The sequence below is a fragment of the Burkholderia orbicola genome, from assembly GCF_900100915.1.
GTDB classification, from domain to species: domain Bacteria; phylum Pseudomonadota; class Gammaproteobacteria; order Burkholderiales; family Burkholderiaceae; genus Burkholderia; species Burkholderia orbicola.
On sequence record NZ_FNKW01000002.1, the window covers coordinates 600085 to 624083 of the forward strand.

Here is a 23999-nt window from a genome sequence, read left to right on the forward strand (position 1 = left end):
GCGCCTCTTTCACGCTGGTGCCCGGCCGGCGCGAGGCCGGTCGTGCACGGCTCGCTCCAACGCATCGTGCAGTTGAGCGCTGACCGCGCCGGACGAAAAGCGCCGTGCGTTCGCCCGCCCCGCGCTCACCAGCGCAGCGCGCAGCGACGGGTCGCCGGCGACGCGTTCGATCTGTCGACCCCATTCGGCGGCATCCATCGCATTGGCGACGGCCACGAACGAGTCGCCCATCGTATAGCGGTACACCGGCAAATCGGTCGCGACCACCGGCACGCCGACGAACTGCGCTTCGATTACGGTGCGACCGAAGCCTTCGTGCAACGTCGGCGATACGTACAGATCCGATGCCTGGAAAAAGTAGCCGAGATCCTCGTCGCCGACGTTCTCGACGAAATGAGCGGAAATGCCCGCCTGGGCGGCGATGCCGCGGCATTCCTCGCGGTTCGCCTGGTTTTGCGCGCTCCCTACCCGCAGCATCATCACGTCCTTGCGTCCGAGCGACGCGAGCGCGCGAAACAGCGTCGCATTGTTCTTGCGCGTTTCGTCCGAGCCGACGTTCAGCACGACCCACGCTTCGCCGGTGTCGATGCCGAAGCGCGCGAGCAGCATCGCGCGCGCCCGTGCACGCACCTCGGCGTCGATCGGCGCATAGCGGTCGTCGAATGCATTGGGCACGACCTGGATCCGGTCGGCACGAATGCGCAGATCGGCCAGCGCTTCCTGCGCGGTCACGTCGGACGGTGCGAGCACCACGTCCGCGGTCGCAATCAGCGATTGCGTCAACCGCATGTACGCATTCTTCAACTGCTCGACGACGCCGCGCACCTGCCCCGGACGCTGCACGTGATGCAGCACGATGCCGACGCGGCCGCCCGCCCAGCGAATCAGCGGAATCATGAAGGCCAGGTCCTCCTGGTACAGCATCACGAAGTGCCCCGCGCGCGCCGCCGCGATCGCACGCAGCGGATACAGCACGAACTGTGTCCAGTAGCGCCGCAACGAACGCGGCTCGGCCGGAATGTCGACCGGCTCCACGTCGAATCCCGCCAATGCCGGGATGAAGTCGATACATTTGAGGCTGTATCGCATGACGCCGTTCCAGCTCACCGGCCGCGGCCCGAGAAACCACACGACCCGCACCGCGGGCGCTTCGCGCCGCAGCCCGTCATTGCCTGCCATCGAATCACTCATGCGTTGCGCTCCTCGCCCGGTTGCATCGCGTTCCCCGTGCGATCACGCGCGCGCCGCGGCGAAGCCGGCGCCCATCCGGCGAACGCCGCGCAACGGCGACGGCTCGAAACCGTTGAACACCAGCCCGTCGATGCGCACCCCGATCTTGCCGAGGTTGTCGAGCGCGTCCGTCATGCCGGCCGAGTTCGCCGAACCCTGGCGCACCACCAGCAGCGTCATGTCGGCCACCCGCGACAAGGCCTCGATGTCGGCCACCGGCAGCGCGGCCGGCGCATCCACGATGACCATGTCGTAGCCGCTGCGCAGCGACACGACCAGCTTGTCGAGACGCGCGATGTCGAACCGGTTGCGCACCGACGTGCGCTCGGTTCCGGCGGCCAGTGCATCGAGCTGCCCGGCCACGCGGGTAATCGCCTGGTCGGCCGGCAGCGTGCCCTTGAGTACGTCGGACAGCCCCTGCGTCGCGGTGACCGGCAAATAGCGATGCAACGCCGGCGCACGCAGGTTGGCATCCACGATCACCGTCTTGAGCCCCCTCTCGGCGAACAGGTACGCGAGATTGGCGGCAATCATCGACTTGCCTTGCGCGGGCGCCGCGGACGACACCAGCACGACCTTCGCGTCGCCGCCATAGGCCGCCAGCCGGTGCCGCAACGTCAGCGCCAGGCTGTCCATCGCGTCAGCGAGCGGCTCGTCGGCCGGCGCCTGCGTCGCGAAGAACGCCGGCGTTCCGTGCGCATCCGCGTCGGCCTGGCGGCGCGAATTCGGCAGAATGCCGAGCATCGGGATACCGAGCGCCGCTTCCAGCTCATGCGGATCGCGAATGCGGCCGGCCAGCAGTGCACGGCCCTGCGCCGCGAGAAACCCGAGCATCAGCCCGATCACCGCGCCCGCCAGAATCGCCATCAGGCGTTTCGGCCGGATCGGCTTGTCGCTGACGACCGCCTTGTCGACGATCGATGCGTTGCCGACCGTGCCGGCTTCCGCGATCTGCAACTGCTGCGCATTGTTCAGCAAGCCGACATAGAGCTGGTTGTTGACCTCGACGTCACGCGCGAGACGCAAGTACGTCTGCTGCTGCGACGGCAGGCGCGCAGCCTTGTCCTTCAACACGGCGGCCTGCTTGTCGAGTTCCTTCAGCTTGTTGGCCGCCGCAACGACCTGCGGTTGCCCCGGCACGTATTTCGACAGCAGATCCTGATACTCGAGCCGCGTTTCGAGCCGCGACTTGTCGACGAACGCCAGTTGCTCGACCAACAGCCGGATATCGCCCTGCGCGTCGATCGAACCCTGCTGATTGCGGAACGCGTTCAGCGCCTGCTCGGCCTGTTGCAGCCTGGCCTTGACGATCGGCATCTGCGCGTTGAGAAACGTGAGGGTGCGCTCGGCATCGTCGGCGCGGCGTCTCGCGTTGAAGTTCAGGTAGGCCGCGGCGATCGCATTGAGCATGCGCGCGGCAAAAACGGGATCGGCATCCTCGAAGCTCAATTGCATGATGCCCGACTGACGCTTCGTCTCGGTCACGCCGAGTTTCTTCAGGATTGCTTCGAGACGCACGTCGGTGGCGACGCGTCGCACCCGGAATTCCGCGCCCGGGTGCGCGACGATCCGTGCCACGTCCACGCGATAGCCATTGCTCGCGCTCGGCACGCCGACCACCCCGCTCAGCAGCACCTGGCCGCTGCGGTCCGTCAGCTGGAATCGATTGCCGTCGAGATAATCGAACGTCAGCGCCTTGCCGACCTGCGCGGCCGGCACCTCGAACGCACTGAACTCCAGACGCTCGCCGCCCCATGCCCACGACGACATCCCGAACGGCGCGTCGACGAGGCCGTTCGCATCCTTCGGCAGGAACGACCCGATCAGCCCGCCGACGATCGGAAACCGGTTCTCGACCGACACCTCCGCCTGGGCGGCCGTCGCGTTCATCGCTTCCATGACGACCGAGCGCGAACGGACGATGTCGATTTCGCCGACCACCGCCGAATTCTGGATATCGAGCGCCTTGGAGATCGACGACAGCGATCCCAGCGCGCTGGCCTTGTTCTCCTCGATCTGGATCAGCGTATCGGCCGAATATACGGGTGTGGCCGCCATCGCATAGACGATCGCCAGCAGCAGGCACGCCGCGAACACGGCCGCAAACAGGCGCCCGTTGTCGAGCACGTTCTCCAGCAAATCGATCGGCGACAACCGCGTCGCATGTCCGGCAGCCTGTTTCGGTTCGTTCTGATGCCCGGTCAATGCAGGTCGGTCCATCTTCATGCTGAACTCCAGAATGGAAGATCCGGCTGGCTTCGCCGCTTTACGCGTGTTGTGATTCACGTTCATGTCTTTGAAAATCCGGCTGGAAACCCTTCAGTGCCGCCCCGGAGCGCGTTGCGTCCGGAGCCTGGATGCCCCGCGCTTCCCGACCGGCGCAACGGCCGGCCAGCCGTCGTCGAGTCCTCGTTGGTTTCATTCCGGCGTGCCGTCGTCGATCCTGCCGCCCGCTACACGCCCGCCGCGGCGATTCCCGTGCGTTGCAGCGCCGCGCCGACGTCCGACAGCCGCGCGACAACCTCGGCCGCCGGATCGGCTTGCGCATGGCCGGACCGGTCGCCCACGAACAGGAACCGACGCCCGACGCCCGCGCGCGCACCGGCATCGAGATCGGACGGCTTGTCGCCGACCAGGATCGACGCGGACAGGTCGAGGTCCAGATCGCGCCGCGCGTCGTGCAGCATGCCGGGCTGCGGCTTCCGGCAGGCGCATGCTTGCCGGTAGCGGCCCATTCCGGCCACCGGGTGATGGGGGCAAAAATAGACGCGGTCGATTCTCGCGCCACGCTCGTCGAACCTGCGTCGCATCCAGTCCATGAATGCGACGAATTGCGACTCCGAAAAATATCCGCGGCCGATCCCGGCCTGATTCGTCACGACGACCACCTGATACCCGGCCGCATTGGCCAGCCGCACGAGATCGAAGATGCCGTCGACGAACACGCAGTCTTGCTGGCGGTGCACGTAGCCGTAGTCGACGTTGATCACGCCGTCGCGATCCAGGAACAGGGCTTTAGGCTTCACTGGTCCCGGTCTCCAGCATCGACGGAATCACCGTCTGCGCGCGCCGATAGTCCGCCGGCACGCCGATGTCGATGAACGCCGTGACCTCGGGGAATACGCGGATGTCGAGCGCGTCGACCCGTTCGGCCAGGAAATCCTGCTCGAACGAGAATTTCGCCGGCAGCGCGAAGCCGAGCAGCTTGCGCGCGTTGACGACATACGTCCCTGCATTGATGTAGCCCGGCGCCGGCCGCTTCTCGCGGAATGCCGACAGCCGGCGCGACGTCGCATCGAATTCGAGCGTACCGTAGCGCGACGCATCGTCGACGCGCGTCGCCGCCACGACGAGATCGGGGCGCATTGCGTGATGGAATGCCGCCAACGCGCGCAGATCCAGATTCGACAACGTATCGCCGTTCATCACGATCATGTCGCGCGCACCGTGAGCATTCAGCGCATGAACGATCGCGCCGCCGGTGCCGAGCGGCTCGTCTTCCTCGATCACGGAAACCGCGATGCCGAAGTCGCGCGACGTCACGAACGACTTGATCGGGTCGCTGCCGTAACCGAGCGACAGCACGACCTCCGTCACGCCCTGCTGCTGGAGCCCGCGCAGCATCCAGGCCAGGAACGGCTCGCCGTCGATCGACGCGAGCGCCTTCGGCAGCGCGTCGCCCAGCACCGGGCGCAGCCGCGTGCCGAGTCCGCCGGCAAGGATCAGGCAGGGCAGCATCGCGCTCATGCAAAGATCCGCTCTTCGACGATGCCGCAAATGATGTGGCCGCACACGAGGTGCCCCTCCTGGATCTTCGGCGTCGACGCGGACGGAATCTCGATGCAGATGTCGGCACGCCTGCGCATCTCGGCGGCGCCGGGTCCGTTGCCGGTGAAGCCGACGGAAAACATGCCGGCTGTCCGCGCCACGTCCAGCGCGCGGAGAATGTTCGGCGACCGCCCCGACGTCGAGTACGCCCAGAAGATGTCGCCGGGGCGTCCGGTCGCCTGAATCTGGCGCTCGAACAGCTTCTCGTAACCGTAGTCGTTGCCGATCGCGGTCATCACCGAGCTGTCCACGGTCAGCGCAAACGCCGCGAGCCCGGGTCGGTCGAAGTTGAAACGGCTGACGAATTCGCCGGCGATATGCTGCGCGTCCGCCGCGCTGCCGCCGTTGCCCGCGAGCAGGACCTTGTTGCCCGTCCGCAGCGCTTCCGTCACGCGTTCGGCCACCTGCTCGACCCGCGCCAGTTGCTCACGGTCGGATACGAGTGCCGTCAGCACCGCGAGCGTCTGGCGAATTTCGCTCTCTGCCCCGATCGTCATTGATTCTTTCTCCACGACTGCGCACCGATGTCGGTGAACGTACAGTTGAGCACCTGCCCGTTGATTCCGTTGTATGCGTCCAGCGCGCGCATCACGGTCGACCGGTCGACCGGGTCCACGAAGAACATCATGAAACCGCCACCGCCCGCGCCGGACACCTTGCCGGCCTTCGCCCCGGCCCGGACCGCGACCCGGTACAGGTCGTCGATCATCGAGTTCGAGATGTTCTTCGCCATCCGTTTCTTCGATTCCCACGCGTCGCGCATCGACGCGGCGAACGCATCGAAATCGGCGCGCAGTACGGCCTCTTTCATCCGTACGGCTTCGTCCTTGACTTCGTGCAACGCAGCGAGCGAATCGACGACGCCTTCCGTCACGTTGCTGCTCTGTTCCTTGATGATGTTGGCCGACTCGCGCGACACGCCGGTGTAATACAGCACGAGCGACGCCTCCATCTCGGCCTTGATTTCCTGCTTGATCCGCAGCGGATTGACGATCACGCGATCGCCATAGAACTCCATGAAGTTCAACCCGCCGAACGTCGCCGCGTATTGATCCTGCTTGCCGCCGGCAAGCCCGAGATCCTCTCGCTCGATGTCGTGCGCGAGATGCGCGATGTCGTATTCGCCGAGCGGCAACGACAGCAGTTCGCAGAACGCCCTGACCAGCGCGACGACGATCGTCGACGACGAGCCGAGCCCGGACCCCGGCGGCGCCTCGGAACACGTCGTGATCGTGACGGCCAGCGGATGACCGCCATGAAAATCCCGCACGATCCGGTTGTAGACGCCGACATGCAGCCCGAGCCCGTTCTGCACTTCGAGCACCGGCGACACCGGGCCGATCCAGCGCGTATCCGTATCCGCCGCCACCAGTTCGATCTTCGCGTCGTCGCGCGGCGCGATCGACGCATACGCAAATTTCTCGATCGTCACATTGAGCGCCAGACCGCCGAACCGGTCCGAATAAGGCGGCACGTCGGTTCCGCCGCCGCCCAGACCCAACCGCAAAGGCGCCCTCGAACGGGCAATGAAGCGTGTCATGAAATCTCTCGCAGACAGTGAGTCGGCCGTCGGCACGATGCCGTTCGCGCTCCCGCACATTCGGCCGGGAATGCACGACCATGTTCGTTGGCGCCACTATGCGATAGATGTCCGGCACGCTGCGTGCGATGGCTTACATTAAGCCGCCAGCGCTCAATCGAAGCGTCCAACCTGCGTTACGCTCTGTTCGCGACCGGCACGGCGACGTGCGAACCGGCATCGAAATCGCCGTCACGTCCCCGCCCCCGCATGACGACTTCCTTCCGTCATTGGCAATGTTTGACAATCGATGCCGGAAGCAGCGTCGCCGCGAACGACGCGCGGATTGCCGTGCGCCTGAACGCCGCCCGCGAGCGTCGTCACGATGTGCAGAACGAATCGAGGGTGCGACAAGCGCTTTCGATTCGATCCGGATAACGTATCAATCGATTCAACGATGCTGGATAAAAAAATGAAAATTGCTCAACCGCTGGATTCCGTGGCGCCGGGCCACCCTCGCACAGCCATGCGCCGCATGGCCATGGCATTCTCGTTCGCGACCATCGCGACGCTGTCCGCATGCACGGTGCCAGGGCAGCACATGAGTTCGACCGCGTTGCCGGTCACGACCGCCGACAACGGCGACGTCACCAGCGACATGCAGGTTCCGGTCAAGCAGATCGACCTGACGCAGATCGAACAGATCCGGGCCGAGCAGAAACGCGCCCCCGGTACGTCCATTCCGCCGAACCTGTTCGCGAAGTCCGACATGTACCGGATTGGTGCCGGCGACGTGCTGCAGATCACGGTGTGGGATCACCCGGAATTCGCGACGGCCGCCGGACAGCCGGTGCAGAACACGAAGGCCGCGGACGCCGCGCCCGGCTTCGTCGTCGACAGCAACGGCAACGTGCAGTTTCCGTATGTGCCGCATCCGATCCATGCGGTCGGAAAGACCGTCGCGCAGCTCCAGCACGAGGTCAGGGCCGAGCTCGCCAAGGTGTTCGTCAAGCCGCAGGTCACGGTTCGCGTCGCGTCGTTTCGCGCCACGCAGGTCTATATCGACGGCGAGGTCCGCAATCCGGGCGCACAGCCGATCAACGACATCCCGATGACGCTGATCGAAGCCGTCAGCCGCGCGGGCGGCTTTGCGCCGACGGCGGACCAGAGCCGCGTCACGATCACCCGCAACGGCACGATCTACCCGCTGAACGTCGCGCAGATGATGAAGACGGGGAAAAACCCGGCGGACATCATGCTGAGACCCGGCGACATGCTGCATGTGAGCGCGCGCGACGACAATCCCGTGTACGTGATGGGCGAAGTGGTCAGGCCGCAAGCCGTCGCACCGCTGCGCGACGGCTCGCTCACGCTCAGCGAAGCGCTCACGCAGGCCGGCCAGCTCAACCAGCAGACGTCGAATGCGAAACAGGTGTTCGTGCTGCGCAAGGCCGCCGATAGCGCGCCCGTCATCTATCACCTCGACATGCAGTCGCCGGTATCGATGCTGCTCGCGAACCAGTTCCCGCTCGCGTCGAAGGACGTCGTGTATGTCGACAACACCGGGCTCGTCCGCGCAAGCCGCGTGCTGAACCTGCTGCTGCCGGCGATCAGCGCGGGGTTGACGGGCGCACTCGTCACGAAGTAATCGCACTTTCCGCACGCGGGGAGCGGATTCGCCCGATGCGCCCTCCCCGCATTCGATGCGCACGCAACGAGCCGGTCTCCGCCCGACGCATTCCCATGCAAAACCGCTTGCACCCAGGTACTTCTTACCCGACCAAACACGCCTCGTCGGGAACGATGACCGCCTTTCCACCCCACCCAGCGCGACTACGAAATAAAGATCACACGGATCGGTAGAAACACCGATGCTGTAGTCAAACTACATTCATACCATTGGTCGCAGCAGAGAATCGCTACACCCGATTCGACAGTGCGGGACGGGCTGCGTCGCCGCCCGCATTGACTGGTCGAGCCCAACCGGCCGTAACGATTCCCCGCCTGGCCTGGCATGCCGACGCGCAACCACCCTGCACCGCCAGCCGAATCCGTCCGAATCCACCGGACGTGTGCAGCTCCAGACATCATTCGAATAACCGGCAATACGATCAGGAGAGCAACATGCGGGACACCCTCTGGCCGGCCGTCGTGCTGGCAGCGACCCTCTGCACCACTGCCTACGCCGGCGACGCCGATTTCAATGCGCAGGGCGACGCGACCGACGCGTTCGCATCGGCCGCCGCGCAACGGCGCGCCGACCTGCTCGTGCGCAAGATGACGCTCGACGAGAAACTTCAATTCATTCATTCGCAATACGAAATGTCCAAGGTGCCGGGCGGTGGCGCCGGCTACATCCAGGGCGTGCCGCGGCTCGGCATTCCCGATCTCAACATGGTCGATTCAGCGACCGGCTCCGGCAGCACGTCGCAGGCCAGCACGACGTTCCCGGCCACGATCGCGGTCGCCGCGAGCTGGGATCGGCGGCTGTCGTACGACTACGGCAAGCAGGTCGCGATCCAGTTGCGCGCGCAAGGATTCGGGATGGGCCTCGCCGGCGGCACCAACCTCGCACGCGAGCCGCGCGGCGGCCGCCTGTTCGAGTATCTCGGCGAGGACCCGCTGCTCGCCGGCGACCTGCTCGCCGAACGCACGCTCGCCACGCAGCGGCAAAAAGTCATCGCCACGATCAAGCACTACGCGGGCAACGAGCAGGAGCACGGCCGGATGGGCGGCAATACGCAGATCGACGAACGCACGCTGCGCGAGCTGTATCTGCTGCCGTTCGAGATCGCCGCGAAACGCGGGCGGCCCGGTAGCGTAATGTGCAGCTACAACCGCCTGAACGGCACCTATGCGTGCGAGAACCCTCACCTGCTGAACGACGTGCTGAAGAACGAGTGGGGCTTCCAGGGCCAGGTGCAGTCCGACTGGGGCGCCACGCACAGCACCGCCGCCGCGATCAATGCCGGGCTCGACGAGGAAGAAGACGTCGGGCCGAGCGTGTACCTGACGCCAGCGGCCGTCAAGCAGGCGATCGCGAACGGCTCGGTGTCGACCGCGCGCCTCGACGACATGGTGCGCCGCAAGCTCGCCGTGATGATCCGCGTGGGCGTGATGGACGATCCGGCCCAAGGCGGCGGCACGATCGATTTCGCGGCCGGGAACCGGTTCGCGCAAGCGGCTTCCGAACAATCGATCGTTCTGCTGAAGAATGACGGCAACCAGTTGCCGCTGGTCGCGTCGGCACTGTCGCGGATCGCCGTGATCGGCGGCCATGCGGATGCAGCCGTGCTGTCCGGCGGCGGCTCGGGCAACACGCGCGACCCCGTATCCGGTTCGTTCGCCGGCTGCGGCGGCCTGACGTTCGGATCGTCGACCGGCTGCAGCTGGTGGCGCAATCCGTGGCTCAAGGTCGACGTGCCGATCGTCGCGGCGATCCGCGCGCTGGCGCCGGCCGCGCAGGTCACGTATGCGGGCAACAGCGACCAGCAGTCGCCGTTCCGCGCGTACACGCAGCAGGAGATCGACCAGGCCGCGGCGCTCGCGGGCCGCTCGGACGTCGCGATCGTCGTGGTCGCGCAGCCGGCCGGCGAGGATTTCGGCGACCTGCAGAGCCTGAGCCTCGCGAACCCATCGAACCAGGATGCGCTCGTCGAAGCCGTCGCGCGCGCGAATCCGCATACGGTCGTGGTCGTCCAGAGCGGCAATCCGGTGCTGATGCCGTGGAAGGACAACGTGTCGGCCATCGTCGAGGCGTGGTATCCGGGCGAAGCCGGCGGCAAGGCGATCGCGAACGTGCTGTTCGGTGCGGTCAATCCGTCGGGCAAGCTGCCCGTGACTTTCCCGGCGCGCGATCAGGACTCGCCGACGTGGGGGCAAAACGGCGCGTTCGACAACGACCCGGTGTACGCGGAAAAGCTGAACATGGGCTACCGCTGGTATGACGCGCGCAACATCAAGCCGATGTTCGAGTTCGGCTACGGCCTGTCGTATACGCACTTCGCGTATTCGGGTCTGTCGGTGTCGAAGCAATGGGACGGCTCGCTGAGCGTCTCGTTCACCGTACGCAACGACGGGCGCGTGGCCGGCGCGGAAACGCCGCAGGTCTATCTCGGCGTGCCGTACAAGGACGAGCCGCCGAAGCGGCTGGTCGGCTGGGAAAAGATCCGGCTGAATCCGGGCGAGGCGCGGCGGGTGCGCGTAACCGTGTCGCCACGGATGCAGAGCGTCTGGGATACGTCCCGCAACGGCTGGCGGGTCGTCTCGGGCGGGACCGTGTACGTCGGCGCGTCGTCGCGCGATATCCGCTTGCAAGGCCATTGAGCGAGCGGCGATGAAGCGACCGGGGGGCGCCGCGCATCCCATGTGCGGCGCCCCCGCGCCCACCACCACTGTGCTGAAGCGCGTTACCTGAACAGCAGCGCCAGCACCGTCACGAGCGCCGCGATCGTGACGATGCCCGCCGCCACCCCCGCCAGATGCGCGGCAATCACCACGCCGGCCGGCAATCGCGACGCGATGCCGGCCATCATGCGCCACCCGCGTCCAGCGTGTCGAGCAACGGCCTCGCCAGATGCAGGACCTGGTACACCGTGCCCGCGCCGCCGTCGTCCGGCTCGTGTTCCGTCACGAGCGCACGCGTCAACCGCCAGCGCAGCGGATCGAGACTGACGGCCGCCGCGACCACGCCCTCTCGTGCCGCCGCTTCACGATTCCGGGCAATCTCCCGCGCCAGTGCCGCATCGAGATCGGCGTCCGCCGGAATCTCGATCGTTTCAAGACGCGCGAAACGTCCCGTCGACGCACTACCCTTGCGCGCGTCGAGCGCAACCTGCGTGTCGATCGGCGCGCGGCCGAAGCTGTCCGTCACGACCCGATAGCGGCCATCCGTCACGAACCGCGCGAACGCCTGTTCGTTGCGCCACAGGTAGAACGACGCATAGCCGTTTTCCGTCGCGCCGTGGCGGCCGGCCTCGCGCAACAGGAATCCCTTGAACAGCAGGTCGGGCGTGTCGTCCCACAGCCGGCCACGCTCGCGCACGCGATTGCGGATGATGTCGAGGTCGTAGTCCGCCGGCAGGCGGTGCACGTAGTACGCGGTCAGCATGATCGACTCCTGGCGAAAGAAACGGACGGCATTCCGGACGGCATGAACGCAGCGTAGAAGACCTTGAATCATTTGAAAATACGATGGCAGAATATTTCAATGATTCGATTCTGAAATGAACGAGGGTGCGATGAAAACGCTCGACATCGAAGCCGTGCAGGCCTTCGTGCTGACCGCCGATCTCAAGAGTTTCACGCGGGCCGCGGAAGCGCTGGACACGACACAATCCGCGGTGAGCCTGAAGATCAAGCGGCTGGAAGACGGGCTCGGCCGCCGCCTGCTGGAACGCACGCCGCGGCAGGTTCGCCTGTCGGCCGACGGCACCGCGTTCCTGGAACCGGCGCGCGAACTGGTGGCCGCTCACCATGGTGCGCTCGGCGCATTCGGCACGAGCCAGCGACGGCTGGTGATCGGCGTCAGCCACCATGTCGTCGGCGCCGATCTGCCGATGCTGCTGCGGCGGATGAGCGAAGCGGAGCCGGCGCTGGTGCTGGAGATCCGCGTCGCCGCGTCGCGCGACGTGCTCGATGCGTTCGATCGCGGCCTGCTCGATGCGGCCGTCGCGCTGCAGCACGACAGCCGGCGGCTCGACGGCGAAACCATTCTGTCGGAGTCGTTCGGCTGGATGGCGGCGGCCGATTTCGAATACCATCCGCCGCAACCGCTGCGGCTCGCCACGCAGGCCGAACCGTGCAGCGTGCGCCGCATGGCGGTCGACGCGCTGGACGAAGCCGGTGTCGCGTGGACGGAAGTCTTCGTCGGTGGCGGCGTGGCGACGATCGGCGCGGCGGTATCCGCGGGGCTGGCCGTCGCGGCGCTCGGGCATCGCGTGGCGCCCGCCGGCACCGTCGACGTGGGGATGCGCTACGGGCTGCCGCCGTTGCCGGCGCGCGACGTGGTGCTCTACTCGAACCTGACCGATGCGCACGCCCGGCAGGCGCTGCGCACGCTGGGCGCGGCGCTGCGGTCGTCGGTCGGCGTGCGTTGATGCCGTGCGCGGCATCGATGAATCGACTTGAGCCACGCGCAGGAAACGAAAGCAGCGCATGTCGCGCGCAGGTACCGTGCCCGATTCAAGCCATGCTCGCCATCCGGACCGCGCTCGCCGGCCAAACTGGATAGCCTCGACGCGCGCCACGGTAAAATTCCGTCTTCGCCCCGCGCTCATGCAGACGACATCCCTCGGTCCGCGGGCCTACACCACGAGCATCGACCGGCCATCATCACCTTGATTTCCCTACGCTTTTCGCGTCGCGACGCATGAGTTATTCGCTCGCCACCTCCTACCTCCGCGAACTCGAAATCCGCAAGAGCCGTTTCATCGCGTACGCGGTTCCCGTCGAGGACCGCGATGCCGCGATGCAGGTGCTGCAGCGCCTGCGCGACGAGCATCCGGCGGCCACCCACGTGTGCTGGGCGCTGCTGGCGGGCGGCCAGTCGGGTATGTCGGACGACGGCGAGCCGTCGGGCACGGCGGGCCGGCCGATCCTCGAAGTGCTGCGTCATCACGACCTCGACGGCGTGCTCGGCGCGGTCGTGCGTTACTACGGCGGCGTGAAACTCGGCGCGGGCGGCCTGGTGCGGGCGTACACGGATGCGATCGCGTCGGCGCTGCTCGATGCCGAGCGCGTCGAGCGCATTCGGCACACGCGGCTCGCGATCGAGATCGGCTACCCGGAAGAGGCGCGCGTGCGCCGCTGGATCGAACAGGCGGGTTACGCGCTGGTGGACAGCGCGTACGGGATGACGGTAAAGCTCGTGATCAAGCTGCCCGAAACCGCCGAAGCCGCGGCAAGAGCTGAACTGTTCGACCTGACGCAAGGACGCTCGGGCTTCCCCGACCTGTAAGACGGGCAGATTCCCGCGAAAAATCGGATGCGTCCGATAGAAAACCCGAGCACTGAAACTTAATCTCCCCGTGTTGCTCGCGCCGCGTTCTGCAAACGTCCGGCCGGGCATGCAGACATGCGGCACATCGCGCGTCTGCCGACAATCAGAATTCAGCTACGGGGATATCCAACGCATGCAACTTCAACAACTGCAAGCCCAGCTCGCGGAACTCGATCGACGCATCCGGGAAGCGCACCGCCGCGAACGCCAGGCGGCACTGGTGCAGGTACGCCAGATCGTGACGGACCATGCGCTGACCGCGCGGGAAGTCTTCGGGCCGGGTCACTGCGATCGCGCGAAGCGGTTCACCATCGACGCGAAATATCGCGATCCGGCGACGGGCGCGACCTGGAGTGGACGCGGTCGCACGCCCGCCTGGATCGCCGGCCGCGATCGCGCCGCATTCCTGATCCGGGAGTAACGCGCGCCGCGTTGCACGGCGCGCCTCGGTGGCCGATCCAGCCGGCCCGAACCGCTCAATACACGTCCGGCACGATCATGTTGTCGGGCACCGGCCGGCGAATGTAATCCTCGTGATGCTCGCGCTGCGGCAGATCGATCGTCGGGCGCGGCACCTCGTGATACGGCACCTGGCCGAGCAGATGGTGAATGCAGTTCAGCCGCGCACGCTTCTTGTCGACGGCCTGCACGACCCACCACGGCGCCTCCGGAATATGCGTGCGCTGCAGCATCTCTTCCTTCGCGGCCGTATAAGCCTCCCAGCGGCGGCGGCTTTCGAGGTCCATCGGGCTCAGCTTCCACTGCTTCAGCGGATCCTCGATCCGGCTCTGGAAGCGCAGTTCCTGCTCGTGATCGGTGATCGAGAACCAGTACTTGACGATCTGGATGCCGCTGCGCACGAGCATCTTCTCGAACTCGGGCACCGACCGGAAAAATTCCTCGTACTCGTCGTCGGTACAGAAATTCATCACGCGCTCGACACCCGCGCGGTTGTACCAGCTGCGGTCGAACAGCACGATCTCGCCGCCTGCCGGCAGATGCGCGACATAGCGCTGGAAATACCATTGCGTGCGCTCGCGGTTGTTCGGCGCGGGCAGCGCGGCCACCCGGCACACGCGCGGGTTCAGGCGCTGCGTGATGCGCTTGATCGCACCGCCCTTGCCGGCCGCATCGCGCCCCTCGAACAGGACGACGAGCCGGTGCCCGGTGTTCACGACCCAGTCCTGCAGCTTCACGAGCTCGCCCTGCAAGCGGAACAACTCGCGGAAATACGCCTTGCGCGCTTCGCGACGCTCGGGCGAGAACAGCAGGTCCTCACCATTGTCGAAGCGGCGGTCGTCGAGCTCCATCTCGAGTTCTTCGTCGTAGGCGTCGACGAGATCTTCCTCGAAACGGCGCTGGCGCTCCTCCATCGAGCGCGTCTCGGTGCGGTTGTCGGTCTCGGTGCGGGTATCGTTGTCGCCCATGGGGCCTCCTTCCATCATTGACGCAGCCAAACTCGACCATTATCCCAGCGTCGCGCGTCAAATTCATGAAAATGGCCGGCTGCGCCGTCAGAAGCGGAAGTTCAGCAGGACGGTGGCCAGCACCGGGTTCGCCGAAATATCGAACGTATTCGACGCCAGCAGGCGGTTCGGCTGGTTGATGTCGAGCGTGATCCGGGTGCGTAGCGGGATGTAGGTCACCATCCCGGTAATCCAGAGCCGGCGCGTGATCTGGTAGCTCGCGCCCACGGTGAACACCGGCTCCCATACGCTCTTCACCTTCGCCGACACATTGGTCCGCCCCGACAGCAGCAGATCGCCGCCGGCATCCCAGATCCGCTGGAACAGCGCCGGATCGAGCAGCAGCGACTGCAGGCTGCCGATGTCCGCGCCGGCCGCGAGCAGTCCGCCGAGCGATGCGAGCTTGCGCTGGAACACGGGGTTCAGGTTCGTGTTCGTGAAGCGCGTGTAGCTGACGCCGATGCCCGCGAACGGGCGGAAACGGTCGTCGCGCTCGCCGAGGTAGTACTTGAACACGACCGAGCCTAGCCAGGCCCGCGTGGTCGCGAGCGGGTTGCTTTGCGTGTTTCCGAGATCGATCAGCGGAAAGCGCCCGTGGACGCCGGCAAAGATGCGGTCGAGCGGCAGCGCGATGCTGCCGTGCCCGCGCAGCGTCAGCACCGGCGGAATGCCGGCGCCCAGTTCGGCCGCCCAGTGCTCCGAGACAAAATGCGTGAACGTGAACGCCAGCGTGTTCGTATTGCTCAGCGACAGGCTCGAACCCGCGTTCTGGAAACTGTTCAGGCCGAGCGCGTCGGTGCGCGTCGTCACGGGCGTCGAGCGGCCGGTCGTCCCGACGAAGTGCCAGCCGAGGCCGACCATGTTGCGGTCGTCGCCCATCAGTTGCTCGAGCAAGGGCGGCGCCTGCGCGGCCGGCAGATCGGGCAGCCGCGACGGATCGACCGGATGCAGTTCGTACGGCATCCGGTCGGCATGGACGACACCGCGCGCCGCTGTGTCGTCCGTCGGGGCTGCGTGCGTGGCGGCCGGATCGCAGCCGCCGCCGGCACGGCCGTCGTCGAAGCCGATGCCGTCCGCGCCCGCGTCGCCGGCGGCCTCGCAGGCGCGCGCTGCTGCACCGGTTCGCTGCCCGAGCGTGATCTTGCGGGCGGTCAGCGGAATGGTATCGGGTTGCCGCCCGTCGCCCGACGCTTCGTTGCGTGCGCCGCGCGCCGGCCCCGCATCGGTCATCCATGCGCTCGCATCGAAGCCCTCCGCATCGCCGCCCGGCCAGAAGCCGATCCCGTCGGCGCCGGCCTGCCAGCGCGGCGCGGCGTCGCCGTCGGGCTGCGGCGCGGCGTGCGCGGCGGCCGCGCATGCGAACAGCGTCGCGCCGAGCCAGCGCGACAGCGGACGCACGGTGCCCGGCCGCGCGCGGGGGCGGCGGGTGTCGCGATTGCCCATCGGCTCAGGCCGACACGCCGAACAGGCGCTGGCGAATCCGGTACAACGGCTCGAACAGCCATTCGAGCAGGCTGCGCCGCTCGAGCACGATGTCCGCCTTCAGCATCATCCCGGCCCGCAGCGACAACGGCCGCCCGTCGAACGACGGCGTGCGGTCGGCGAGTTCGACCCAGGTCTTGAAGTAGGTCTGCGGCGCGGCCGCATCGCCGGGCAGGTTCAGTTCCTTCGCCGAGAACGCGACGGGCGAGATCGACAGCACCTTGCCGCGATAGGTGCCGAATTTCTCCACCGGATAGCTTGCGTACGCAACCTTTACCTCCTGCCCCTTCTTCACGAAGCCGGCCTTCGACGACGGAATGTAGACCTCGGCGATCAGTCCGTCCGCCTTCGCGGGCAGGATCTCGACGACACGCGTGCCGGGCGGGTCGATCACGCCGCCCTGCACGACATCGAGCCGCACGATCTGCCCGTCGGCCGGCGCGTACAGCACCTGGTTCACGTTCTCGTCGATGTTGTATTCCTTCGCGTTCAGCTCCTCCTGCTTGATCTTCAGTTCCGCGTTCGCGCCGTCGTACTTGCTCTGCATCGTGTCGAGGTCGCCGCGCAGCTTCATCGCGTTCTTCGCGAGTTCGGCGCGGCGCAGCAGCAGGTCCTGGTACGCCTGCCCGGCCTGCAGGTACTGCGTATTGACCTGGTTGTACTGCTCGAGCGTCACGACCTGTTCGTCGAGCAACTGCTTCACGCGCGCACGCCGTTCGCCATACTCGTCGACGATGCGCTTCTGGTCCTGGATCTGCCGGTCGATCAGCCCGCGGCTCTCGCCCTGCGCGGCGATCTGCTGATTGATCTGCTGCACCGACGACCGGTATTCGAGCCGCGCCGCATCGATCTGCTGCGTCACCTCGACGCGCTGCCGGTCGAGCGCCGCGCGCATCCCCTGCACGTTGTTCGCCTGGCTGACGAAGCTCGTGTCGCGCGTCACCGCGAGCAGCCGCTGGCCGGCCTTCACGTGCTGGTCCTTGCCGACGTAGATGTCGCGCACGGCCCAGCCCGGCGGCGCACCGACGCCGATCAGCCCCGAGCGCGGCGTCAGCATCCCCGACACGCTCTCGGTGTTCGCGTAGCTCAGCTCGACGAGCGCGGTCACGAACATCGCGAACATCGCCAGCGACAGGTAGCAGAAGAACCGCATCGACACCGGCACGTCGACGACGCCGTGAATCACGGTGCCGAAGGTCGTGCCGCGTGCGAGCTTGCGCGACGGCTTCTGTTCTCGGAGGGCGGAATTCCAGGTCGGCATGGGGCGGGCTCGTCAGGAGCGACGCCGCGCGGCCGCATCGAGCAGCGGCGTCGGCATCAGGTAAGGCGTGAAGTGTTCCCAGAAATGCCACTGCTCGGGCTGGCGCACGAGCGCCTGCTCGAGACGGTCGACGATGCGCTGGTGCGTCGCGCGCACGGGCGACGCGTCGTCGTCGGTACCGAGCATCGGTGCAAGCGGGCTGGCCGCGAGCTCGGTGAAATGCACCGCGCATCGATCGCGGAACGGCACGCCGGTCGCATACGCGACGAGCAGCGGAATGCCCTGCTCGACCGCGAGCTTCACGCCGCCGCCGGCCATGCGCACCCAGCGCCCGCCGAGCCGGCAGCGATTGGTCTTGCCGAACTTGCCGTGCAAGTCGGAGAACAGCAGGAACACGGGCGCCTCGCGCCGCAGGCTCGTGATCAGTCGTCGCAGGTGCACGCGCTCCTCGATGTCGATGAATTCGACTTCGCCGGCGCCGTACTCGGCGACGAGCCGCAGCGCATCGTCGAAGAACGCGCCCGGCGCGTCGCGGTGCAGGATCACCATCAGCTTGCGGTCGTCGGGAATCATGAAGCGCAGCTTCGTGACGAACAGCATCAGGTTGCCGAAGTGCAGCCCCGCGAGCATCAGCGAGCCGCCGCGTGCGAGTGCCGCGCGCAACTGGTCGTCGCCTTCGCACGCCATCCCGTCGATCATCGTCTTCATCGATGCGAGGCTGTGCGTGCGCAGCTTGAGTCCCGCGAATTCGGCCTCGAACAGCTCGCGCACGATCGCGGCCGACACTTCCCGCACGCGCCGCGGATCGTCGTTCAGGTGCGCGCTCAACATGTAAGCGACCGCGCGCTCGATCGACTCGCGGATGCACGGAAAGCAGCGCAGGCACGCGCCCGAGCACCAGCGCATCAGCCGCAGCCCGCGCGCGGGCGACGTACGCAGCGCGATCGCCCGCACCGCGCGGCGTAGCAGGAACGCGTACGAGAACGGATTGAGCAGGAAGAGCCGCCCGAGCATCACCGCGCCTCCTCGTTCGTGCGCCACGCCTCGGTCGCATCGGTCAGCACGCCGTCATCCATCCGGTAGATCCGGTCGACCATCGACAGGATCGACGCATCGTGCGTGACGAGCACGATCGTGCACGGCAGCGTCAGCACGTTGCGGCAGATCTCGTGCGTGGTCGCCTGGTCGAGATTCGACGAAAACTCGTCGAGGATCAGCAGGCGCGGCTCGCAATACAGCGCCCGCGCGATCAGCAATCTCTGCATCTGGCCGGCCGACAGGAATTTCTGCGTATCGCCGAGCGGCGTGTCGTAGCGATGGTCGAGCCGCTCGATCTCGTCGTGGATGCACGCGAGCTTCGCCGCGTCGAACATCGCGCCGATCCGCGGCGCGGGCGCGAAATTCGTGATGTTGTCGCGGATCGTCCCGCGAAACAGCTGGTCGGACTGCGTGACGGCCGCGAGATGCTTGCGGTATTGCCGCAGGTTCACTTCCGCGAGATCGACGCCGCCGACGAACAGCGTGCCGGGCTCGGGCCGCACGAGCCCGCAGATCAGGTTCAGCAGCGTCGTCTTGCCGCTGCCGGTACGGCCGACGATCGCGATCTTGCTGCCGGCCGGCACGTCGAGCGCGACATCGCTCAGGATCGGCCGATGGCCGCCCTTCGGCGTGTACGACAGCGCGCGGATCGACAGCGCGCCGTCGAACCCGTCGACCGGCCGCACGACCGCGTCGGGCGCCGGCTCCTCGGTCTCGGTCTGCAGCACGTCCGCGACGCGATCCATGTGCACCTGCAGCACCTTGCGCCGCACGTAGAGCTGGATCGAATCGATGAACTTGTCCGCGAACAGGTTCTTGTACTGGATGAACGCGTAGATCACGCCGATCGTGCTCTGGCCGTGCATCACGAGCCATGCGCCGTACGTGACGATCACGAGCTGCTCGACGTGCACGATCCCCTTCGAGATCGCATCGAACATCAGTTGCAGCCGCTCCTGCTGGCGCATCGCCTGCAGTTTCTGCGTGAACGCGTTGACCCACAGGCTGCTGCGCGCGGTCTCGGCCGACAGCAGCTTGATCGAATGCGCGGACCGGATGTTCTCGATCAGCAGCGCATCGGCCTCGGCGCCGCGCGTGAGGATCTGCGACATCGCGTCCTGCAGTTGCGGCTGGATCGCGAGCCGGCTCAACGCGAACAGCACCATCCCCGCGAGGCTGATGCCGGCCAGTACGGGGCTGTAATACAGCATCAGCACGAGCGTCAGCGTGCAGGTGACGAGGTTCAGCAGCCCGCCCACCAGCCCGTCGACGAGAAACCGCCCGACCTCCGACACCGACGACACGCGCGAGATCGAATCGCCGGTGTTGTGAAACAGGAAATAACCAATCGGCAGCCGCGCGAGATGGCCGACCATGTTCGCCGACAACTGCTGCGACACGATGTTGCGCAGGTAGCTCTTGATGTTGCCGACGAGATTCGCGTAGAGCGTGTCGAACAGGAACACGATCGCGAACAGGATCGTCAGCAGGTACAGGATGTCGACGTCGGTCTTCTTCAGCGCCTCGTCGATCGTCAGTTGCACGTACGACGGGCCGAGCAGCAGCAGGAGCTGCGCGGCGACGCCGCCCGCGATGCCGATCGCGAGGCTCTTGCGGATGCCGGTCAGCCCTTCGAGGTAGTCGCGCAGCCGGATGCGGTCGGCCTGCCCCGCCCGCGCGAAACCGATGTCCGGATTCAGTTCGAGCGCATAGCCGGTGATGTGCGTGAGCGCCTGCGCGAGCGGCAACCTCGTCTCGCCGAGCGCGGGGTCGACGATGTGCACGCTGCCGTAGCCGACCTTCGTCAGCACGACATAGTGGTTCATCCCCCAGTGCAGGATGCACGGCGTCTTGAGCGCGTCGAGCTCGCCCGCATCGAACTGCAGCCCGCGTGCGCGCAGGCCGAGATCGTTCGAGATTTCCATCAGGTCGAAGAACGACAGGCCGGAGTCGATCCGCACCGGATAGCGGTTGCGCAGCGTGCGCAACGTCGTTTCGCGCCCGTGCCACGACGCGATCATCGCGAGGCAGGCCAGGCCGCACTCCGTCACTTCGTCCTGCAGGACCGGACGGACTTTACGCGTATTGAAGAGCATGGTCGGGCACCCGGGGCGCGACGACGCGCCGCCCGGGCCAGCCGGTGCGGGCCCGTGACGGGTCGTGCGCGATACGCATGGGCGCAGCCGGCGCTACCGGCTGCGACGGAAGATCGGTGTTGCCGGCCGCTCGGCCGGCCGCTCAGCGCGACGAGCCGAGCGACATCCGGAACTGTTCGACGGCGTGGGCCTGGTACTGGGTCATCAGGCCCTGCAGCGTGGTCCCGATCGACTGATTGACGAGATCGACCGTATAGGCGGCCGAATTGGAGTAAAGCGACGCGCCGCCGCGAATCTGGCGGGCCTGTTCTTCCGTGATGTCTCGCATTTGTGGTGGCCTTTATATTGTCGGAATGCCAACAGCCGTCAGCCAATTGCAAGCCCGATGGCCGCTCACTTTATTACGTGATAATCCGGCACTCCAGTCTCCTGATAATCGCCCGATTTCGAAATAATGCATTTCGAAGTCACTTTATTTCCACTGCGGCGATCGATTCTTTTCCTTCTGTTTCGCAGCATCTGACGCGGGGGGCGCCTCCCCGCGCACGGCGGTTACTTGCCGGTGTTATTGAACGTCTTCGGGTTCTGCAGGTAATTGCCGAGGCTCGGCAGGAACTGGCCGAGCGCGGTCACCACCGGCGCGGCGTCAACGGCGAGGCTACCCAGCGAGCTGATCGCACCGCCGCCATGCACATTCCTGACCTGTTCCGTCGTCATGACCTTCATCATTCTCTCCTCGTAAAAAATAAAGATGATGCAAAGAACCTTCATTGAAAGACAAACGGCTTTTAATCCCGAGCGACTCGTTAATCTAATAATCACTGCGATTACCAGCCGAAATCAGGCTATCATGCGGGCGCATCGGAATTCAATGGAGGACACACTCTTACAGCCGCATTTTCCGATGCACGGCGAGTAGCAGGCATTCATGCTGTTTGAATTTCAATTTCAAAACGTTTAAATCCCGCCGCAATGCATTGCGGCACGGACAGGAGACGGAGACGGCCATGTTTGAAACGAGGCGCACGAATTGCGGATCGGCGACACCGGATGCGGGTATTTCCCTATCAAGATTTTCGACTAGGTGGAATCCCCGACTTGCGACCATGACATTGTTCGCTGTAACGATAGCCGGCGCGCCGGCACACGCCCGTGCGTTCTGCCTCGATACCGCCTACCAGTACGCGTCCGTGCACGATCCGCGCTACCTGCAGGCCCGCAGCGAATACGATGCGGCCCGCCAGAAATTTCCCGAGGCGCGTGCGCAGATGCTGCCGCAGGCCGCCGCGCAACTCGAGTGGGGGCGCTACGGCACGCACGCGAACCTGTTCGGCATCGACGTCAGCGGGTCGAGCAACGCGGCATACGGCTCCGCGCAGGTCACGCAGGCGCTGTTCAACGTGCCCTACCTGTACGACATGCGGCGCGCGACCGAGTACGAGGAAGCGGCGAAACAGAAGCTCGAGGTCGCGAAGCAGGACCTGATCCTGCGCGTCGCGAACGCGTGCTTCGATCTGCTGAGCGCGCGCGAGAAACTGCAATCGGCCGACGACGAAGTCAGCGCGCTTACGCGGCTCGAAAGCGATACGCGGCGCATGGCGCAACTCGGGATGAAGACGATCGGCGACACCGCCGAGATCGAGGCGCGCCGCAGCCTCGCGCAATCCGACGAAGCGCTCGCGCAGACCGACGTCGATGCGCGGCGCGCCCGCTACGAGACGTTGCTCGGTTCGACGATCGATTTCTCGCGCTGGCCGCGGCTGGCGATGCGCGGGTCGTCGCCGCGCATTCCGTCCGGCGACTATGCGCCGCAGGACAACCCCGCGTACCGGCAGGCCTATCGCGACGTCCAGGTCGCGCGCCTTGCCGCGAAACGCGTCAGCGCCGAACACTTGCCGACCGTCGACCTGTTCGCATCGTATTCGCGTGGGCTCAACCCGAACCTGCGCGGGCTCACCGATCGTTCGGACTTCCATCAAAGCGCGGTCGGCGTGCAGGTCACGATTCCGATCTTCTCCGGCGGCAGCGTGTACTACCGGCAAGTCGAGGCCGAGCACGTGACCGAGCAGTACCGCAACCGGCTGCGCGAGGTCGAGGAGCAACTGGGCACCGATCACCGCGAGGCGTTGTCCGCGCTCGAATCGGTCGGCAAGCGCATTCGCGCGCTGCAGCAGTCGCTGCAGGCCGCGCGGCTCGCCTACGATGCGTCGATGAAAGCGCATCAGGTCGGCTACAGCACGACGTACGAAACGCTGAACCTGCGGCGCGACATCTCGGGCATCCGGCAGAAGCTGTTCGACAGCTATCTCGATGCGCTGAAGCTTCAGTTGAAGCTGAAAAGCGTGCTCGGCACGCTCGACGAACAATCGCTGATCGCGGTGGACAGCTTCCTCGAAAGCAACGCGGCGAGCGATCAGGGGTGAACGCGATATCCCATACGTCGGTATCCCGGGCAAGGTTGCGTACACAACCTTCAAGAAAAATGTCGATGTGCCGGCCGGTCGGAGGTTCGACGACGGCGCACGCGATTCCGCTCGTCGCTTACCGCGCCCGTGCGCAGCCGCATACGTGGCTGAAGCGGTGATACTCATTGATTCGAGGTACATCAGTCGGGCGGCGGCAGCACGACCGTATCCTCGGGGCCGAGCACGCGGCCGTCCTGCGAACGCAGCTCCAGCTTCCTGACCGGCAGCCCGCTCTTCCGGTCGACCAGCAGCACGTGCGCCTCGTCCGGTTCGAAGAAGAAATCCTCGCCCCACTGCCGCAGCGCGACCAGCAGCGGAAACAGCCCGCGGCCTTTCTCGGTCAGCACGTATTCGTGATGCGCGCCGCCGTCGGCGGCCGGCACGACGTCCATGATTCCGTGCGCGACCAGGTTGCGCAGGCGCGCGGCCAGGATGTTCTTCGCGAGGCCGAGATTCTTCTGGAATTCGCCGAAGCGGCGCAGCCCGTCGAACGCGTCGCGAACGATCAGCAGCGACCACCAGTCGCCGATCGCGTCGAGCGGGCGGGCGACACCGCAAAGGGAATCTTCGTGCGTGGTGCGTCGGTTCATCGGTGCAGGGGGGCGATGCCTTGG

22 protein-coding genes are annotated in these 23999 nt (G+C 66.1%); 6 read left to right on the forward strand and 16 right to left on the reverse strand.

The genetic code is table 11. The annotated features are described in order from the left end of the window. Nucleotides 1-9 precede the first annotated feature (9 nt). The 6 genes from BLS50_RS19570 to BLS50_RS19595 all read right to left on the reverse strand — a co-directional run bounded on the left by BLS50_RS19570 (nucleotide 10) and on the right by BLS50_RS19595 (nucleotide 6598). Entirely contained in the window at nucleotides 10-1191 is a 1182-nt protein-coding gene (locus BLS50_RS19570; RefSeq protein ID WP_023477336.1) for a glycosyltransferase, read from the reverse strand. A gap of 42 nt (nucleotides 1192-1233) precedes the next feature. After that, the gene (locus BLS50_RS19575; protein ID WP_080486893.1) at nucleotides 1234-3522 is read right to left on the reverse strand and encodes a GNVR domain-containing protein; all 2289 of its coding nucleotides are present in this window, start codon (nucleotides 3520-3522) and stop codon (nucleotides 1234-1236) included. A gap of 161 nt (nucleotides 3523-3683) precedes the next feature. Then, nucleotides 3684-4256: a D-glycero-beta-D-manno-heptose 1,7-bisphosphate 7-phosphatase gene (gmhB, locus tag BLS50_RS19580; protein WP_074803575.1), complete on the reverse strand. Its 573-nt coding sequence runs from the start codon at nucleotides 4254-4256 to the stop codon at nucleotides 3684-3686. Then, the gene (locus BLS50_RS19585; protein ID WP_034174839.1) at nucleotides 4246-4977 is read right to left on the reverse strand and encodes a nucleotidyltransferase family protein; all 732 of its coding nucleotides are present in this window, start codon (nucleotides 4975-4977) and stop codon (nucleotides 4246-4248) included. Before BLS50_RS19585 ends, gmhB begins: the two co-directional genes overlap by 11 nt. Then, nucleotides 4974-5555: a D-sedoheptulose-7-phosphate isomerase gene (locus BLS50_RS19590; protein WP_027805848.1), complete on the reverse strand. Its 582-nt coding sequence runs from the start codon at nucleotides 5553-5555 to the stop codon at nucleotides 4974-4976. The genes BLS50_RS19585 and BLS50_RS19590 overlap by 4 nt, the downstream gene beginning before the upstream one ends. Further along, nucleotides 5552-6598, reverse strand: a complete 1047-nt coding sequence (locus BLS50_RS19595; RefSeq protein WP_027805847.1) for a GHMP family kinase ATP-binding protein — start codon at nucleotides 6596-6598, stop codon at nucleotides 5552-5554. The genes BLS50_RS19590 and BLS50_RS19595 overlap by 4 nt, the downstream gene beginning before the upstream one ends. Before the next feature lie 520 nt (nucleotides 6599-7118). Between BLS50_RS19595 and BLS50_RS19600 the strand changes: the two genes are divergently transcribed. Together BLS50_RS19600 and BLS50_RS19610 are read left to right on the forward strand one after the other, a co-directional pair. Beyond that, a complete protein-coding gene (locus BLS50_RS19600; protein ID WP_023477330.1) occupies nucleotides 7119-8225 on the forward strand; it encodes a polysaccharide biosynthesis/export family protein in 1107 nt (368 codons plus the stop codon). Between the two features lie 476 nt (nucleotides 8226-8701). After that, on the forward strand, nucleotides 8702-10903 hold the full coding sequence (locus tag BLS50_RS19610) for a glycoside hydrolase family 3 C-terminal domain-containing protein (protein ID WP_074803580.1): 2202 nt from the start codon (nucleotides 8702-8704) through the stop codon (nucleotides 10901-10903). An 83-nt stretch (nucleotides 10904-10986) separates the two neighbouring features. On the opposite strand, the gene BLS50_RS36380 is transcribed toward BLS50_RS19610, so the two are convergent. Further along, nucleotides 10987-11112 carry a hypothetical protein gene (locus BLS50_RS36380; RefSeq protein ID WP_256334098.1) on the reverse strand — a complete coding sequence of 42 codons (126 nt, stop codon included), beginning with the start codon at nucleotides 11110-11112 and terminating at the stop codon, nucleotides 10987-10989. Further along, nucleotides 11109-11687 carry a DUF4865 family protein gene (locus tag BLS50_RS19615; RefSeq protein WP_069231025.1) on the reverse strand — a complete coding sequence of 193 codons (579 nt, stop codon included), beginning with the start codon at nucleotides 11685-11687 and terminating at the stop codon, nucleotides 11109-11111. The genes BLS50_RS36380 and BLS50_RS19615 overlap by 4 nt, the downstream gene beginning before the upstream one ends. Before the next feature lie 130 nt (nucleotides 11688-11817). Between BLS50_RS19615 and BLS50_RS19620 the strand changes: the two genes are divergently transcribed. The 3 genes from BLS50_RS19620 (at nucleotide 11818) to BLS50_RS19630 (ending at nucleotide 13998) form a co-directional block, all read left to right on the forward strand. Then, complete coding sequence (locus BLS50_RS19620; RefSeq protein WP_074806534.1) at nucleotides 11818-12675, forward strand: LysR family transcriptional regulator; 858 nt, start codon at nucleotides 11818-11820, stop codon at nucleotides 12673-12675. 272 nt (nucleotides 12676-12947) lie between these two features. Continuing rightward, nucleotides 12948-13535 (forward strand): IMPACT family protein, encoded by a 588-nt coding sequence (locus BLS50_RS19625; protein ID WP_074803584.1) that lies wholly within the window; start codon nucleotides 12948-12950, stop codon nucleotides 13533-13535. A gap of 175 nt (nucleotides 13536-13710) precedes the next feature. Next, nucleotides 13711-13998, forward strand: coding sequence for an H-NS histone family protein (locus BLS50_RS19630; RefSeq protein ID WP_027805841.1), 288 nt, complete (start codon nucleotides 13711-13713; stop codon nucleotides 13996-13998). Nucleotides 13999-14053: 55 nt separating this feature from the next. Here the strand turns inward: BLS50_RS19630 and ppk2 are convergent, their stop codons facing one another. From ppk2 to BLS50_RS35990, 7 genes are all read right to left on the reverse strand, one after another. Further along, a complete protein-coding gene (ppk2, locus tag BLS50_RS19635; protein WP_027805840.1) occupies nucleotides 14054-15004 on the reverse strand; it encodes a polyphosphate kinase 2 in 951 nt (316 codons plus the stop codon). A gap of 87 nt (nucleotides 15005-15091) precedes the next feature. Next, complete coding sequence (locus BLS50_RS19640; RefSeq protein WP_074803587.1) at nucleotides 15092-16486, reverse strand: OmpW/AlkL family protein; 1395 nt, start codon at nucleotides 16484-16486, stop codon at nucleotides 15092-15094. 4 nt (nucleotides 16487-16490) lie between these two features. After that, nucleotides 16491-17786, reverse strand: a complete 1296-nt coding sequence (locus BLS50_RS19645; RefSeq protein ID WP_074803590.1) for an HlyD family secretion protein — start codon at nucleotides 17784-17786, stop codon at nucleotides 16491-16493. Between the two features lie 12 nt (nucleotides 17787-17798). Next, complete coding sequence (locus tag BLS50_RS19650) at nucleotides 17799-18803, reverse strand: lysophospholipid acyltransferase family protein (protein ID WP_074803592.1); 1005 nt, start codon at nucleotides 18801-18803, stop codon at nucleotides 17799-17801. After that, the gene (locus BLS50_RS19655) at nucleotides 18800-20920 is read right to left on the reverse strand and encodes a peptidase domain-containing ABC transporter (protein ID WP_027810618.1); all 2121 of its coding nucleotides are present in this window, start codon (nucleotides 20918-20920) and stop codon (nucleotides 18800-18802) included. The genes BLS50_RS19650 and BLS50_RS19655 overlap by 4 nt, the downstream gene beginning before the upstream one ends. Before the next feature lie 142 nt (nucleotides 20921-21062). After that, nucleotides 21063-21248, reverse strand: a complete 186-nt coding sequence (locus tag BLS50_RS19660; RefSeq protein WP_006479215.1) for a hypothetical protein — start codon at nucleotides 21246-21248, stop codon at nucleotides 21063-21065. A gap of 224 nt (nucleotides 21249-21472) precedes the next feature. After that, nucleotides 21473-21646: a hypothetical protein gene (locus tag BLS50_RS35990; protein ID WP_006495012.1), complete on the reverse strand. Its 174-nt coding sequence runs from the start codon at nucleotides 21644-21646 to the stop codon at nucleotides 21473-21475. Nucleotides 21647-21927: 281 nt separating this feature from the next. On the opposite strand from BLS50_RS35990, the gene BLS50_RS19665 reads away from it, so the two are divergent. Beyond that, nucleotides 21928-23343 (forward strand): TolC family protein, encoded by a 1416-nt coding sequence (locus BLS50_RS19665; protein WP_074803594.1) that lies wholly within the window; start codon nucleotides 21928-21930, stop codon nucleotides 23341-23343. A 182-nt stretch (nucleotides 23344-23525) separates the two neighbouring features. On the opposite strand, the gene BLS50_RS19670 is transcribed toward BLS50_RS19665, so the two are convergent. Continuing rightward, nucleotides 23526-23975, reverse strand: a complete 450-nt coding sequence (locus BLS50_RS19670; protein ID WP_069231019.1) for a winged helix-turn-helix transcriptional regulator — start codon at nucleotides 23973-23975, stop codon at nucleotides 23526-23528. Nucleotides 23976-23999: the final 24 nt, after the last annotated feature.

Bases quoted from the DNA above. Each gene is read 5' to 3' on its own strand.
- BLS50_RS19610 (WP_074803580.1), top strand. From the start codon at position 8,702: ATGCGGGACACCCTCTGGCCGGCCGTCGTGCTGGCAGCGACCCTCTGC.
- BLS50_RS19570 (WP_023477336.1), bottom strand. From the start codon at position 1,191: ATGAGTGATTCGATGGCAGGCAATGACGGGCTGCGGCGCGAAGCGCCC.
- BLS50_RS19645 (WP_074803590.1), bottom strand. From the start codon at position 17,786: ATGCCGACCTGGAATTCCGCCCTCCGAGAACAGAAGCCGTCGCGCAAG.
- BLS50_RS19595 (WP_027805847.1), bottom strand. From the start codon at position 6,598: ATGACACGCTTCATTGCCCGTTCGAGGGCGCCTTTGCGGTTGGGTCTG.
- BLS50_RS36380 (WP_256334098.1), bottom strand. From the start codon at position 11,112: ATGATGGCCGGCATCGCGTCGCGATTGCCGGCCGGCGTGGTGATTGCC.
- BLS50_RS19655 (WP_027810618.1), bottom strand. From the start codon at position 20,920: ATGCTCTTCAATACGCGTAAAGTCCGTCCGGTCCTGCAGGACGAAGTG.
- BLS50_RS19590 (WP_027805848.1), bottom strand. From the start codon at position 5,555: ATGACGATCGGGGCAGAGAGCGAAATTCGCCAGACGCTCGCGGTGCTG.
- BLS50_RS19665 (WP_074803594.1), top strand. From the start codon at position 21,928: ATGTTTGAAACGAGGCGCACGAATTGCGGATCGGCGACACCGGATGCG.
- BLS50_RS19615 (WP_069231025.1), bottom strand. From the start codon at position 11,687: ATGCTGACCGCGTACTACGTGCACCGCCTGCCGGCGGACTACGACCTC.
- BLS50_RS19660 (WP_006479215.1), bottom strand. From the start codon at position 21,248: ATGCGAGACATCACGGAAGAACAGGCCCGCCAGATTCGCGGCGGCGCG.
- BLS50_RS19575 (WP_080486893.1), bottom strand. From the start codon at position 3,522: ATGAACGTGAATCACAACACGCGTAAAGCGGCGAAGCCAGCCGGATCT.
- BLS50_RS19600 (WP_023477330.1), top strand. From the start codon at position 7,119: ATGGCATTCTCGTTCGCGACCATCGCGACGCTGTCCGCATGCACGGTG.
- ppk2 (WP_027805840.1), bottom strand. From the start codon at position 15,004: ATGGGCGACAACGATACCCGCACCGAGACCGACAACCGCACCGAGACG.
- BLS50_RS19585 (WP_034174839.1), bottom strand. From the start codon at position 4,977: ATGAGCGCGATGCTGCCCTGCCTGATCCTTGCCGGCGGACTCGGCACG.
- BLS50_RS19625 (WP_074803584.1), top strand. From the start codon at position 12,948: ATGAGTTATTCGCTCGCCACCTCCTACCTCCGCGAACTCGAAATCCGC.
- BLS50_RS19670 (WP_069231019.1), bottom strand. From the start codon at position 23,975: ATGAACCGACGCACCACGCACGAAGATTCCCTTTGCGGTGTCGCCCGC.
- BLS50_RS19620 (WP_074806534.1), top strand. From the start codon at position 11,818: ATGAAAACGCTCGACATCGAAGCCGTGCAGGCCTTCGTGCTGACCGCC.
- BLS50_RS35990 (WP_006495012.1), bottom strand. From the start codon at position 21,646: ATGAAGGTCATGACGACGGAACAGGTCAGGAATGTGCATGGCGGCGGT.
- BLS50_RS19640 (WP_074803587.1), bottom strand. From the start codon at position 16,486: ATGGGCAATCGCGACACCCGCCGCCCCCGCGCGCGGCCGGGCACCGTG.
- BLS50_RS19630 (WP_027805841.1), top strand. From the start codon at position 13,711: ATGCAACTTCAACAACTGCAAGCCCAGCTCGCGGAACTCGATCGACGC.